The 14214-nt window shown below is 41.0% G+C and carries 12 protein-coding genes; 6 read left to right on the forward strand and 6 right to left on the reverse strand.

Features of this window, described 5'->3' with window-relative positions:
- Positions 1–49 precede the first annotated feature (49 nt).
- Entirely contained in the window at positions 50–1357 is a 1308-nt protein-coding gene (locus tag L1264_RS17750) for an HD domain-containing phosphohydrolase (RefSeq protein ID WP_138558201.1), read from the forward strand.
- 78 nt (positions 1358–1435) lie between these two features.
- On the forward strand, positions 1436–2458 hold the full coding sequence (gene hemH / locus L1264_RS17755; protein WP_135926731.1) for a ferrochelatase: 1023 nt from the start codon (positions 1436–1438) through the stop codon (positions 2456–2458).
- A gap of 33 nt (positions 2459–2491) precedes the next feature.
- Here the strand turns inward: hemH and L1264_RS17760 are convergent, their stop codons facing one another.
- The 3 genes from L1264_RS17760 to L1264_RS17770 form a co-directional block, all read right to left on the reverse strand.
- The gene (locus tag L1264_RS17760) at positions 2492–2803 is read right to left on the reverse strand and encodes a cupin domain-containing protein (RefSeq protein ID WP_138558202.1); all 312 of its coding nucleotides are present in this window, start codon (positions 2801–2803) and stop codon (positions 2492–2494) included.
- Positions 2804–2816: 13 nt separating this feature from the next.
- Complete coding sequence (locus L1264_RS17765; RefSeq protein WP_199527454.1) at positions 2817–3965, reverse strand: benzoate/H(+) symporter BenE family transporter; 1149 nt, start codon at positions 3963–3965, stop codon at positions 2817–2819.
- Positions 3966–4108: 143 nt separating this feature from the next.
- Positions 4109–5056 (reverse strand): ATP-grasp domain-containing protein, encoded by a 948-nt coding sequence (locus L1264_RS17770; protein WP_135926728.1) that lies wholly within the window; start codon positions 5054–5056, stop codon positions 4109–4111.
- A gap of 194 nt (positions 5057–5250) precedes the next feature.
- Here L1264_RS17770 and L1264_RS17775 point away from each other — a divergent pair, with 194 nt between their 5' ends.
- Positions 5251–5787, forward strand: coding sequence for a hypothetical protein (locus L1264_RS17775; protein ID WP_199527453.1), 537 nt, complete (start codon positions 5251–5253; stop codon positions 5785–5787).
- 165 nt (positions 5788–5952) lie between these two features.
- On the opposite strand, the gene L1264_RS17780 is transcribed toward L1264_RS17775, so the two are convergent.
- Positions 5953–7146, reverse strand: a complete 1194-nt coding sequence (locus tag L1264_RS17780; protein ID WP_199527452.1) for an alkaline phosphatase family protein — start codon at positions 7144–7146, stop codon at positions 5953–5955.
- A gap of 353 nt (positions 7147–7499) precedes the next feature.
- Between L1264_RS17780 and dgt the strand changes: the two genes are divergently transcribed.
- Positions 7500–8957, forward strand: a complete 1458-nt coding sequence (dgt, locus tag L1264_RS17785; RefSeq protein ID WP_199527451.1) for a dGTPase — start codon at positions 7500–7502, stop codon at positions 8955–8957.
- Positions 8958–9040: 83 nt separating this feature from the next.
- Positions 9041–11023 (forward strand): hypothetical protein, encoded by a 1983-nt coding sequence (locus tag L1264_RS17790; protein WP_235404324.1) that lies wholly within the window; start codon positions 9041–9043, stop codon positions 11021–11023.
- Between the two features lie 50 nt (positions 11024–11073).
- On the opposite strand, the gene L1264_RS17795 is transcribed toward L1264_RS17790, so the two are convergent.
- Entirely contained in the window at positions 11074–11766 is a 693-nt protein-coding gene (locus L1264_RS17795; RefSeq protein WP_135926723.1) for a hypothetical protein, read from the reverse strand.
- An 87-nt stretch (positions 11767–11853) separates the two neighbouring features.
- Positions 11854–12783 carry a LysR substrate-binding domain-containing protein gene (locus L1264_RS17800; RefSeq protein WP_199527450.1) on the reverse strand — a complete coding sequence of 310 codons (930 nt, stop codon included), beginning with the start codon at positions 12781–12783 and terminating at the stop codon, positions 11854–11856.
- A 113-nt stretch (positions 12784–12896) separates the two neighbouring features.
- Between L1264_RS17800 and L1264_RS17805 the strand changes: the two genes are divergently transcribed.
- Entirely contained in the window at positions 12897–13202 is a 306-nt protein-coding gene (locus tag L1264_RS17805) for a hypothetical protein (protein WP_063703979.1), read from the forward strand.
- Positions 13203–14214: the final 1012 nt, after the last annotated feature.

The following is a 14214-nucleotide window of genomic DNA, read 5'->3' on the forward strand; positions in this document are numbered from 1 at the left end:
TAGATTTAAGGCTATGTTATTGATTAACGATGGTTCACAGTAAATCGCTATGGCAGAAAAAGTAAGCAAAGAGCATATTCAAGTATTATGCATTGATGATGACGAAATTGTTTTACGCACTTTATTAAGGTTGTTATCTGCACATAATATCTCAGCAAAAGCGACAGCAGATCCGACAGAGGGTCTTACGCTATTAGCAGCTTATAATTTTGATGTGATTATTTGTGACATGCGCATGCCACAGATGGATGGCGCGGAGTTTTTTGCTCAAGCACTTAGCATTGCACCAGATCCACAACGTATTTTATTGACCGGTTACTCAGACATCGACAATACCATTGCCGCAGTCAATAAAGGTAAGATCCATGCTTATATTCAAAAACCTTGGCAGAACGAGTTACTGCTTCGCAATATTAGTGATGGCATTGAAAAAACCTCTCTTAAACGAGAAAACAAACGCCTCGAACAGCAAATAAAAGCACAAAATGCGCAACTAAAAGAGCTCAACAATAACCTTGAGCAAATGGTCGAAAAGCGAACTCTACAAATTCGTAAAGTGCTCAAACAGCTCGAAGAAGTAAACGAGCGTGAAAAACACGAGCACCGCACAACCTTTGAGATTTTATACAACTTCATTAATGCAAACCCTTATCTAGACGGTATGCAAGCACAAAACATTGCCACTACCAGCAAGCAAATTGCAGAGCAACTTGGTTTAGATAAGCAACACATCGAAATGGCTGAAATGGCTGGATACCTTGCGCAAATAGGGCTGCTAGCAATGGAGCCAGAGCTTTATAAAAAGCCAACCAGAGAGCTTACAGAAAACCAAAAAAAGTTATTTTATACTCACCCAAGTACAGCCCAGTTAATGCTTATGCCTGCACCACATTTACATGATGTCTCTGAGGCTATTTATTATCAATTTGAACACTATAATGGCTCAGGCATACCCAAAGGCTTAAAAGGTAAAGAAATACCGATTACCGCAATGATTTTAGCGGTGGCTAGAGACTTTTGGCAAACAATCGCCCATATAAATGTGCAAGACAACAGCAAGTTTGAAAGTGCGCTTGACCAATTGCAATTATACAGTGGCACCTACTATCACCCGAAGATTTTAGAAACCCTCGGCAGTTTAAAAATAACCTGTGCCAGTGATCAGCAAGTTGGCACTATGAAAATTATCTCTGCTCAACAACTAAAAAATGGCATGGTTTTAGGTCATGCACTAAGAAACTACGATGGAATTCTTTTACTACCAAAAGGGCATGTATTTGGCCCTAAATCAATTAGCAAGTTACAACAGCTTGAAGCTAAAAAACCAAGTCCTTTCAGGATCATGATCAAAAATTAGCGAATAAAGTGATCACATAGTCAGGTTAGTTCGTTACAATACGATTTATATAACGTTTACTTCATAAAGGAGCGCTCAGTGTCGCGATTTTCCGCTATAACCGATAACCCGCATGACGGCCGATTCAATAAAAAAACGGGTATTTTATTGACCAACTTAGGGAGCCCAGATGCGCCAACAACAGCGGCACTTAGAACTTACTTACGCGAGTTTTTATCTGATCCTCGTATCGTCGAGATCCCTCGCTTTATTTGGATGATTATCCTGTATTGCTTTGTTTTAACGCTGCGCCCGAAACGTTCAGCAGCACTTTACAAAAGCATCTGGACTGAAAACGGCTCACCACTAACACACATTACGCGAGAACAAAGTAAACGCCTTGCAGCACTATTAAAAGATAAAGGGCACCACGACACTGAAGTGGTTATGGCAATGCGCTACGGTAACCCATCGATTGAAGCAGGCCTTGAAGAGCTTCGCGACAAAGGCATCACTCGCGTTATCGTGCTGCCGATGTATCCGCAATATTCAAGCACCACCATAGGTTCAACGTTTGATGCAGTATCAAATGTGCTTCGTAAATGGCGCTGGGTGCCAGAGCTGCATTTTATTAATGGTTATCACAATAACCCAACTTATATTGATGCCCTCGCCGCTAGCATTAGTGAAGACTTAAATGCCCATGGCACACCACAAAAGCTGGTGTTTTCGTACCACGGTACACCTAAGCAATTTTTAGAAAATGGCGACCCTTACTACTGCTTTTGTATGCAAACTACCCGTTTAGTGGCAGAGAAACTTGGCTTTGAGAAAGACTTTGCTGTAACAACTTTCCAAAGCCGCTTTGGTAAAGCTGAGTGGTTAAAACCTTACACCGATGCCACACTTGAAAGCTATCCAGAGCAAGGTATTAAGGATATAGCGATTATCAGCCCTGCATTTAGTGCCGATTGCCTAGAAACCTTAGAAGAAATTGAAGGCGAGAATCGTGAAATTTTTGAACATGCAGGTGGTGAAAAGTACCGATACATACCAGCACTCAATACCCGCAGTGATCACATCAATGCGATATTTGAAGTGATAAAACCATTACTTAAATAACAAAAGGCCCCAGTAAAGCTGGGGCTTTTTTTGTTATACACTGCCTTGCGATTCGATAACCAAAATTCGCGCTTCTCCCTTGGGATGCGCAACATGCTCCGTGCCAACACTGGCAAAAAAGATATCCCCTGGATTAAGAAGCTCAGCACATACTTCACCATGCTGTTTATAAAGCATTTCAACCTGACCACTTAACACCACAAAAACTTCTTCACCATTATTGATGTGCCATTTATAAGGTTCATTCGTCCAGTGCAAACGAGTTGTAATACCATTCATATTGGCAATATCTAATGCTCCCCAAGCTCGTTCAGCTGTAAATTCGTGGCTTCGTATAACTTGCATCGTTTCAAATCCCTCAATCTTTACGTGTCATAACCAAGGTCACCGTGCCAGCAACAATCCCCCAAAACGCAGAACCGACCGAGAATAAGGTTAGGTTAGAAGCTGTTACTAAAAAGGTCACTATAGCGGCTTCGGTATAATACGCCTCAGTTAAAGCTTGCTGTAAGCTACTAGCAATGGTGGCGAATAACGCAATACCTGCCAACGCTAAAATAAGTGCTTGTGGCAAACTTGCTACCAAACCAACTAGCGTTGCGGCAAGGAGCGCCATAATAATGTAAAACACACCACCCGCAATGCTTGCCCAATAACGCTTGCTTGGGTCTTTATCAGCCTCAGGACTCATACAAATTGCCGCAGTGATGGCAGCAAGATTAATTGCATAACCACCAAAAGGCGCAATAAACACATTTAAAAGTCCCGTTACATTTAACGCCGCCGACACAGGGGCTTTATACTGATGCGCTTTTAACACGGCGATGCCAGGTAAGTTTTGCGATGTCATCGTTACTATAAACAGCGGTAAACCAACACTGATCATGGCATTAATGTCGAACACTGGCGCTATGTAAGCAAACTCGCTCATTTTCCACTGCCAGCTAGAGGTATCGATTTGCCCTGTTATGCCTGCCATTAAAAAGCCAGCCACAACCACTGCGAGCATAGCAAAGCGCGCAAAGTAACGTTTTCCACATAAATACACCGCGACCATTAAGCCAATTACTAATGGCAGTTCGTTCATAAAATTAAATACATCAATGCCAAAATTCACCAGTACACCTGCAAGCATGGCACAAGCCAGTTGGCTTGGAATTTTGTTCATCATTTTTTCGAACACGCCGGTAATACCAGATAAAAACACCAGCGCCGCAGAGAACATAAACGCGCCAACAGCTTGGTTTAAGCTATACCCTTGAGCACTTGAAATAAGTAATGCCGCTCCGGTTGTTGACCACGCGATAAGAATCGGCACTTTGTAGTAATAAGACAAAGCAATTGAGCTCACGCCCATAGCAAGACCGAGCATCAACACCCAGCTGGCAACTAAATCGGGGGTGCCACCTAACACCATCACAACCTGATAAATAAGCGCGATTGAGCTGGTAAAGCCGATAATAACAGCCACTAAACCCGCAGTTGCTCGACTGATGAGCTGACTCATGTACACACACTCCTTGCCAATAAAAAAATCTACCTTATCCTATGATTTGCTAATTAGCACTGTACACTTTTGTAGTATTTGTAAGTTTATTTACTATACAGATGACACAAAAAAGGCGTGTTATATACACACCTTGAAAAATATTAAACAGCCTCTAAACAAGGCTCTTCGAGTACTTCGGGCTTATCAAAAATACCCAGACGAATGCGAATAAAGTGCAAAATCTCTTTGGCTACATCAATCCCTAACGCCCCTTCTAAACCTTCAAAACCTGGGCTTGAGTTTGCTTCACAAATTTTAAAGTGCTGCTCGTCAAATAATAAGTCAATGCCCGCTACATCAAGGTTGAGTACGTTCGCAGTTTGAGTTGCAAGCCATTCGATTTCAGGTGTAATAGTAAATGACTTACCTGTTCCTCCGGCACTTACATTGGCTTTAAAGTTTTTACCCTGTGAGTTACGCTCCATACATGCAACAGCACGCCCACCGATAGTAAGCACTCGCAAATCTCGACCATGACTCGACTTAACAAACTGCTGTAAAATGATATTTGCCTGTGGATTTGCCGCTTCAATAAGTTGCATTAAATCATCAAACTCATCTTTTGATTTTGATAAAAATACGCCACTACCCTGCGAGCCCGATAACGTCTTTATCACGACAGGGAAACCAATCTGTTTTTCCACTAAATCAATGTTCACCGGAAACTTAACCAACATGGTATTTGGTGTAGGCAAATTACATTCTGCTAAAATTTGCTGTGCAAATAATTTGTCTTTTACCGTTTCAATTGATTGCGAGCTATTTACACAATACACACCTAAACGTTCCAAGTGACGAATAATTGCCAACGCAAAATAGGTTGTGCTTGCACCCATTCGTGGAATAACGAAATCTGGTAACGCAACTGATTGCCCATCGATTAAGATGCTTTTGCCATCTTCGCGAGTAATTGTTAAATCAAACTGATCAGGCGAGTAAACATGTAAGTCGATGCCTTCTTCTTTTGCAGCAGCAAGCAAGCGCTCTACCTCGTAGGTCTCTTGCTTTAGCAAACCTTGGCTATCTTTATAAATAATCCACCCGCGCATACTCGTTACCTCTAATCTTGGGTTTATGTGACAAAAAAACGCGGATTATGCTGAGCATTGCAAACTAAGTAAAATTAATTAATTTTATCGTCACGACAATTATTACCGCAACTTACTGATTATCTATTGACCAAGATGTTAACTTAAGGTAAAAATCAACATTAAGTTAACATTAACCCCCGTAAGAGAAACATGTGAACAGGACGCTTGCATTAATCTTCATTTTGCCACTCACTGCATTTGCATTGAATGAATGGCATATTCAAAGTGATGGTTTTACATCAAAACCAGACACACAACCGAATGTTGCAACTTACAATTCAGAGCAACAGGTGCTGCCTCAGCAACCTACTGTTAATTTAACAGCACCGCTAAATCAGCTTTCAAACAAAGCCCATGAATTTCTCTACAAACAAGGTCGTTTGCCCGAGAAATTAAGTGACACAGCGTTTAGTGAATTCGATTTAGATACACTAAAAACACTTCAAGCGGGTGATAACTTAATTTTAGCTGTTGATGAAAGCCGCACTTACACACTAGAAATAAGCAATATTATTGAAGCGAGCAATGGTGATCGGAGCGTATTTGGTAAAGTCACTGATGATGACAAGACTAGCCATCAAGCAGTGATGACCGTAACAAAAAATACTCTGCAAGGGCAGCTTAACACCCACACTGACAGCTATAAATTTATAAGCCACGGAGAATACGGCTGGGTAACGAAGTTGTAAGAGTTACAAGGGGAAAGTGGAAGCGAGCGAGATACAAGGGTAAAGTTACGGGATTCGAGATGCGAGTCTGTAGCGGCGATTTTACATCGCGTCCTAGAGCCTAGCTCCTTTCCCCTCGCTAACTTTACTCTTTCCCTAGCAACTTTCCCCTAGCTAACTCAAAGCTTACTGCTTCCTAGCCGGCCATAAACTTGCGCCATCGCTATCAATTGGGCTTAAGATCTCAAGACCGAGTATTTTGGCAATGAGCGGGTACACATCTAAATTACTTACTTCGTCTAAGCGCATGCCTTGTTTAAAAGCTGGGCCTTCGGCTAGAAAGGTGGCGGCCATATCTTCGCTATAAGCATAACCATGAGTGCCTAAATAACCGGCCATTTTACTATCGGTAAACACGCGGGGCGCTTCGGTTTGCAAAATAATATCGCCAACTCGCGGGCCTTTATCATAGTGATAATCGTGCTTTTGCTTCTCACTTAATACGATGTAACGACCTTCAGCAGCTTTAGCGAGCTTTTTACTGAATCCGCTAATATCTGCTTTGCTATCTGGTTTTGCATAATATAAGACGCGAGGGCCTGTGTTTTGCACTATAAAGTTTTCGTCTTGTGGCAGGCTATCAATTTTGATGCTAAGGCTTGGATCAACAGACGCCATACCATGATCAGACACAATCACTAAGTTAATATTTTCATCAAGTGCTTTTAAACGGCTCGATAAATCAGCCATTAAACTGTCGAGCTTTTGTACTGCATCATAGGTTTCTTTGGCATCTGGGCCAAACTCATGTCCCATACTATCCACCAGCGAAAAATAACTAATCACCAAACGTGGTCGCTGTGCTTTTGGTAAGCTCAACCACTGAATAATTTGGTCAACGCGTCTTTGGTAATCACTGTGTTTTGAATAATGGTAAAAATAATCAGGTAACATACCGTTAAAACGCGCATCTGACTCTGGCCAAAAATAGGTGGCTGCTTTTAAGCCCTGCATTTGTGCTAAATTCCAAAGCGGAATGCCGTTAACCCAAGTGCTATCGTCTTTACCTTTTCCCATTTTGTAGCAGTCGTTGCGCTCAGTATCACAAAAGCGGTTATCGACAATGCCATGATTAACAGGCAGCAAACCGGTAATAATCGAAATATGATTCGGAAAAGTTTTGGTTGGGTATACGGGGCGCATTTTGGTTGCTCTTACGCCCTGCTCACTGATTGCTTTTAAATGTTTCGCCTGATGTTTTTCAATGTAATCCCAACGAAACCCATCTATCGAAATAAGTACCACCGATTGCTCTTGGTCAGCTTTTACACCCGAACTGAAAAGCAATATCCCAGCTAAAACTAGTTGCCAAATACGCATAGAAAACCCTTTCGTTTAATTTTTAATTTGCTTAGAGACTTTAGCAAATAGTTTTGAAAATTTTGTGATAATGACTGCTAACTTTTTATATAACGTTTTACTAATTAGCTTTATGCATGCCACCGTAAAAATGGTTGCCAAACATCCAAAAGACCTTACTTTATACCCCAAGGTAGGAGATAAGTATGTAAAAGCAAATAATATATGAATAAGTGGCTTAATTTAAAGTAAGACATTAATAAAAAAAGGATATTTAAATTTTAGATACAAGCTGTTAGATTAAATTTAATTATGGCTAAGTTTTGCTAACAACTCTCAACTGCGCGGCATATATTGCTTTGTGGGAAAAATAAATGATCGATTTTAGAAAAAAAATCACCCCTGCACGCGAAATGCGTTCAACCAATAACTTGCATACTGCGCTTGAAAGTGATCGAGGTCGTATTATTAATAGCGCTGCTATTCGTCGCTTACAGCAAAAAACCCAAGTTTTTCCGCTTGAACGCAATGCTGCCGTGCGCTCAAGGCTTACTCACTCTCTTGAAGTACAACAAGTGGGTCGCTTTATTGTACAAACAATTTTTAATAAGTTGAGCGATGCCAAGCAAAAAGAATATGGTTTAGTGGGGCTTGAACGGCCTTTAGAAAGCCTCGTTGAAATGGCGTGTTTAATGCACGACATAGGCAACCCACCCTTTGGCCACTTTGGCGAAGCAGCAATCAACCAATGGTTTGCTAAGCATTTAGATGCACTAACTCCTGAGCGCTGCAAAGGCATTGGTATAAGTGTTATTTTTAAACACCTCGCTGAGGATATTAAAAATTTTGAAGGTAATGCGCAGGGGATCCGCATTATCCATTCATTGCTATCACTTAATTTAACTTACAGCCAAAGTGCGGGCATTTTAAAGTACACACGCCCGGCCAGTATGCTCAAGTCAGATATTCCACAAGACAAAAACTACTTAATGAAAAAAGTCGGTTACTACTTCAGCGAAAAACCATTTGTTGAAGCACTCCAAACCGAACTTGATATAGAGCAATATTGTCGCCATCCAATCAGCTATATTATGGAAGCTGCCGACGATATCTCATACTGTCTAGCCGACATAGAAGATGCCGTAGAAAAAGGCATTATTAGCGTAGAGTCGCTCTGTGAAAAACTCAAAGAGCAATACAGTCGCACACTTACTAACCTCACAATTGACGATACTAAGCATAGTGACTTTGCCGAAAAAGCCATTGATTATGCGCTAAGTAAGGCTCAAGAACAGCCTTACAATTTTAATAGTGAGTTTTTCATCTACTTACGTGTCACTTTATTGCATCCGTTAGTGAGTTATGCAGCTGAGCGCTTTATTAATAATATCGAAGCTATTTACCACGGCGACTTTAATCAAGCTTTATTAGAAGATCGTAGTCACTTACATGCTGTCACACTTACCTTAAAACAGGTTGCACTAAAACATGTTTTTTGCCACAAAGAAGTGGAGCGTTTAGAACTACAAGGTTACCGCATTATTAGTGGCCTGCTTGATTGCTATAAACCATTACTTGCTCTTGAAGCTGATGCGTTTAAGCGTGTGTTAAAAGGCGACCAAAATTACTTAATAGAAACACGACTAGTAAAAAAACTCTCAAATAAACATTTGAACAGCTATCAAAAGGCGATTGACGCGTTAAAAGCAGAGCCCGATCACTTTGCTGCCTATGAGTTTTATTATCGTTGTCGTTTAATTCAAGATTATATTAGCGGTATGACAGACCAATTTGCCTATGACGAATACCGCGCACTCATGGTGATAGATTAAGCGATTGTGGATAAATTGCCGGTCTGAGCTTAAAATTAATTAACTACTTGGGTAACCAGATTAACCTTACTGGTAAGAGAACTATGCCAATAAAAAAACTATCTATTTTGCTGTTTCTTATAAGCATGAGCTTTGCAACTAAAGCACAATACAATGAAGCAATGTGTATATTGTTAAAACAGCAAATGCATGAGTTTCGTTTTAACACCAGCAACAAAAATTATCGTTCTGCTGCTAGAAGCTTTGAAAAAAATTGCCAGAACCCAACGCCAGTGCATAACGAAGCGGCGCTTGAAAACATTGCTGAGCAGACAATAGACTCCCCCCCCGTTTCGGTTAATAAAGTGAATCGCTCAAACGGCCACTCCGGTGCTATTTTAGGCACCCCTGAAGAAACTGCAGCACCAGAAGCAAATGCTATTAACGAAAGCGAGCAAGCTGACACCACAGCTGAACAAGCTATCCTAACAAATAGAGTGAACGACGAGCCTGCTGCACCAGAAACTCCTCAGGTTGAGAGTATCCCTAGCAATGATTTAGCAACAATGCAGGAACAACCTAAGCAAAACGCTGCAGAGACTGTTGTTGAGCCGGTAATTGAGGCTATTAAAGAACCTACTGAAATCTCGCCTGAGTTCGAGCCACAAACACCAGTACAAGAGCCTGTTGCAACAGAAACAAATAATGCGCAAATAAATAACACTCCTCTTCCCGAGCCAACACCAGCGCCGGTTCAGAATAATGAAGTTAGCTCATCAAGTTCACTGTTAGTGCCAAGTTTAATCGTTTTACTCATTTTGCTTATCGCAGGATTAGTTATTGTTCGAATTCGTCAAAATAAACAAAACGATTCAGATTCAGAGTTAGCACAAGATTTACTCCATGCTCAGGCTATAAAAGCTGCAGCTGAGGCTAAAGCACAAAAAAATCAAAACGACTCAGACTTTTTAGCTCCTGAGCCAACACCAGAATTAAACAGCTCTTCAGCTTATGACAGTAATACTTCTGCGCCATATGATTCATTTTCTGCTTCTGAAAACCAGCAACCAGAAAAACAAGAAGACGATTTCACGAGCTTTAATGCAACAACAGAAGAGCAAGCTCCAACTGATGATACGTGGGCTGATCCAAATTACGCGCAAAATAAACAGAGCACGGCTTTAATAGATAATGAGCCAGAGCAAGCGGAAGAAAACGAGCCTGAAGAGCCTCGCTTTAGCTCGTCGTCATTTGGTTTTGACGAATACAAAGCACCAACTACTGATGATGAGCCAGCACAAGAGCAACCTGAAGAAAGCGAGCCTGAAGAGCCACGCTTTAGCTCGTCGTCTTTTGGTTTTGACGAATACAAAACACCAGTTACCGATGATGAGCCAGCACTAGATCAACCTGAAGCAAGCGAGCCTGAAGAGCCAAGCTTTAGCGCATCGTCATTTGGTTTTGACGAATACAAAGCACCAGTAACCGATGATGAGCCAGCACTAGAGCAACCTGAAGAAAACGAGCCTGAAGAGCCAAGCTTTAGCTCATCGTCATTTGGTTTTGATGAATACAAAACACCAAATACCGAAGAAAAGCCTAAACATGATGACGTACCCGAGTACGACTTATCATCATTAGTCAATGAGGATCTTTCATTCACTGAAGATTTTAATAAATCAGATCAAACACCTACACATGAAATCTCTGCAGATGATGATATTAGCGATGATGATTTAGCAAAAGCGTTGCAAGCACTTGAGTTAGAGTTGCAGGATGAGCCTGTAAGCTTTGACGATACCGAGCAAGACGACACCCCCACAATTTCACTAGATGAAAGCCATCAAGGTAAAGATGCTTATTCAGCTGATGAAGAAACGGCAGATCAGCAAAAAGAAGATGTACTAACAGACGATGAGCAAACCGATGAAAAACCCAAGAACCCATTTGCTAATTTGTCACTAGACCCAGCATGGGATCCAGAGTCAAACGAAAAGCCTGTTATTGAAAACAAAGCAAAACAGCCAAAATCACAAGCTTTAATTGACGCAGAAGAGCGCGCAAAAAAATTTAAAACTTACGATTAAAAACTCACCATGTAGCAAGGTAACAAGGCATCATTCCTTGCTACATGGAATTATTTAATTGACGCTCTTGATTGCATAAGCCAATGATAAACAAAAATTATTGAGAAAAAAGCTGTCAACGCAATGCAGCACAACACGATAATATTCGCTGGTAATATAGTTTCACTTGTACGGCTATATCGCTTTGACTCTTGCTGAGCAAGAATTTTTGCTCGCTCAGCTTTGCTTGGCAAAATAAACTCATGAAATGTGTCTGTTGGTTTTGCTTCTGAGCGGGTTGTTTGTACATTTTTTTGCTGCCATAGCATATCAAATTGTTGAAACTGAATTTGTTTGTTTTCGATACACCAATCTAAATTTTTAAGCTCTAACGCTTTTTCTATACACCGGGTGGGCATTACATAAAAACGCTCCCATGCCGCTTGTTTGCTGCTTAACGCTTGCGCTGTGAGAGGTTGAGATACTGAGCTTTCTAAATCAGAAAAATCTTTACGGTACAAAGCATTGGTTTTTTCAGCTATTTGCTCTTTGGTAAAACATGACTCAGAAATACGTGATGATAAATTATCAATACGTAATTTATAGACACTTATTTCATCAAGCAAATGGGCTTTACGAAGTGCAGATTGCAACTCTTTGCGTTCAGTTTGCATACGTTTACATTCATTCTGAGACTCAGTGGGCTGAGCTAACAAACATGCAGGAATAAACAGAAAAGCTGCAATTAAAATCCTTTTAAACATATATTTACGTCACTGTAAAAATTTAGAGGTACAGCGTATCATTTTGAATTAAAACTGCAACACTTCTTAGCCAATCATCCTAAAGAATTACTTTTTATTTCCCATTAATTTGGCTTGTCGCGATTTATAGTGTTGATCATCATATGCAAATTGCTTCTGCAGCCAGTCTTTAAATAATTGGACTTTTTGCCATTTAAAATGCTCTAAAGGTGCTGCAAGGTAATACTTGTACTGGCAATGGTATTCAAAATCAGGGTAAATCTCTAACTGCCCATGTAAAAGTTGAGACTCAATTAACCGCCGCCTAACCAAAGCAATTCCTTGTCCTGCAAGCGTAGCTTGAATCACCAATGCCGCGTTATCTATCTCAAGCGAGGGCAAAGCATCAGGGCTGACTGCAAGTTCATCAGCCAGCTTTAGCCAACCGCGCTCTGCATCTGGACAAATATCTTTTATTAATTTTTGCTCTAACACCTGATTTTTTAGTGACTTAGAAGTATCTATAGCCCCTGGTTTATAAGCCAAAAATAAACTGTCGTCACTGATGAGCTCACTATGCAAACCCGGGTAACTGCCTTGACCAAAACGAATACCTAAATCGACCTGCCCCGCTGAAAAGTCAGCAAGCTGATCGCTTGGTTCAATACGCACTTTGATATGGGGATACTTGTTTTGAAAGTCGCTAATTCGGCCAAGCAACCAACCACTGGCGAACGAAGGTAGCACAGTTAAGTTTAACGTATTTGGGTGGCTATCTTGGCTAACTGCCTGCACACCGGCCTGCAAATGGCTAAACCCCTTAAGTACATGGGGTAAAAGCTGTTCGCCTTGGCGAGTCAGCTCAACATAACGGGTATGACGAGTAAACAAGCTGCAATCAAGCTGTTGTTCTAACAAGCGAATTTGTTGGCTAACCGCAGCTTGGCTAACAAACAACTGCTCTGCCGCAAGCTTAAAGCTACCTAACTCTGCCGCGTGCTTAAAATACCAAAGGCTTTTTAATGGAGGTAACTGCATACGCTTTTATGGTTAATAAAAAATTAAGCATAGGCAATTTTTAATCGTTTGTCAGTAGTAGTAACACGAGTAATACTCATATTGCCAACCGCGACAAGAAAAGGACAAACACCATGAAATACTTACTTATTTTATTACTTATAGTTGCCACAAGCTTTAGTTATGCCAACCAACCCGTAATTACTCAGCTTGATACCGATGAAGGCTACCCTTATAAAAACTTAATTAAAAAAGTAGAGCGAGTAGAAATTCGCTATGTAGAAAACAGCCATTCGGTGACCTGCAAAGTCAATGTGCAAACACTGCATAACCAATACATGGGCAAAGAACAAACTGTCTCAGCCAAGCTATTTGCAAAACGCCCAATGGCCGCGTGTTTAACTCGCGAAAAAGCTAAGCAAATCCTGCATATGCTGTAACCATTTCAACCTTGTTAAACTAGGCTACGAATAGCTGTACTTCCCCAGTAGCCTAGTTTTTTCCTATCAAAGTGAAACGTGTTTCGTGGGTTTAAATTTAGAGACGAGCGATTTGCTAGATCTTTTTTCGAACCACAGAGGAAGACAAGGAGTTCTCTAAAGCGCAGCGCCTCTTATCCTCTTTGTGAGTATTGCTTTTCCTCTGTGCAGCGCGCAGCGCCTCGGTACCATCTGTGGTTCAAATATCTTTATTCACAAAGAGAACTGAATGAGAAGACAACGAGGAAACCCAAATTAACTTCACCAACCTTCTTCTCAGACGCAGCCAGTAACCTATTTATCGAGACTAACTTTTTTTCGAACCACAGAGGACATAGAGAGCACAGAGAAAGACAAGGAGTCCTCTAAAGCGCAGCGCCTCTTATCCTCTTTGTGCATTAAGTTTCTCAGTGTAGCGCGCAGCGCCTCGGTGAACTCTGTGGTTCAAATATCTATATTCACAAAGAGAAGTGAATGAGAAAACAACGAGGAAACCCAAATAACTTTATCTAGCCCTCTTCTCAGACGCAGCCAGTAACCTATTTATCGAGACTAACTATTTGCTAGATCTTTTTTCGAACCACAGAGGACATAGAGAGCACAGAGGAAGACAAGGAGTTCTCTAAAGCGCAGCGCCTCTTATCCTCTTTGTGAAATTACCTTCTCTGTGCAGCGCGCAGCGCCTCGGTGCCCTCTGTGGTTCAAATATTTTCATTCACAAAGAGAACTGAATGAGAAAACAACGAGGAAACCCAAATAACTTCACCAACCTTCTTCTCAGACGCAGCCAGTAACCTATTTATCGAGACTAACTGTTTGCTAGATCTTTTTTCGAACCACAGAGAAGTATGGACTCCCCTCCCACAGGGGGGTAACGTAATAAGCGACAAAACTTTTACAAAAGGAGTCCATACATGGTGAATCTTAACGTTATTGCGATTGATTTAGCAAAAAATAATTATCAAGTTTGTAA

Origin of the sequence: Pseudoalteromonas sp. APAL1 (assembly GCF_021532475.1) — a bacterium.
GTDB classification, from domain to species: domain Bacteria; phylum Pseudomonadota; class Gammaproteobacteria; order Enterobacterales; family Alteromonadaceae; genus Pseudoalteromonas; species Pseudoalteromonas lipolytica_C.

Bases quoted from the DNA above. Each gene is read 5' to 3' on its own strand.
- L1264_RS17750 (WP_138558201.1), top strand. From the start codon at position 50: ATGGCAGAAAAAGTAAGCAAAGAGCATATTCAAGTATTATGCATTGAT.
- L1264_RS17760 (WP_138558202.1), bottom strand. From the start codon at position 2,803: ATGCAAGTTATACGAAGCCACGAATTTACAGCTGAACGAGCTTGGGGA.
- L1264_RS17765 (WP_199527454.1), bottom strand. From the start codon at position 3,965: ATGAGTCAGCTCATCAGTCGAGCAACTGCGGGTTTAGTGGCTGTTATT.
- L1264_RS17770 (WP_135926728.1), bottom strand. From the start codon at position 5,056: ATGCGCGGGTGGATTATTTATAAAGATAGCCAAGGTTTGCTAAAGCAA.
- L1264_RS17780 (WP_199527452.1), bottom strand. From the start codon at position 7,146: ATGCGTATTTGGCAACTAGTTTTAGCTGGGATATTGCTTTTCAGTTCG.
- dgt (WP_199527451.1), top strand. From the start codon at position 7,500: ATGATCGATTTTAGAAAAAAAATCACCCCTGCACGCGAAATGCGTTCA.
- L1264_RS17790 (WP_235404324.1), top strand. From the start codon at position 9,041: ATGCCAATAAAAAAACTATCTATTTTGCTGTTTCTTATAAGCATGAGC.
- L1264_RS17795 (WP_135926723.1), bottom strand. From the start codon at position 11,766: ATGTTTAAAAGGATTTTAATTGCAGCTTTTCTGTTTATTCCTGCATGT.
- L1264_RS17800 (WP_199527450.1), bottom strand. From the start codon at position 12,783: ATGCAGTTACCTCCATTAAAAAGCCTTTGGTATTTTAAGCACGCGGCA.
- L1264_RS17805 (WP_063703979.1), top strand. From the start codon at position 12,897: ATGAAATACTTACTTATTTTATTACTTATAGTTGCCACAAGCTTTAGT.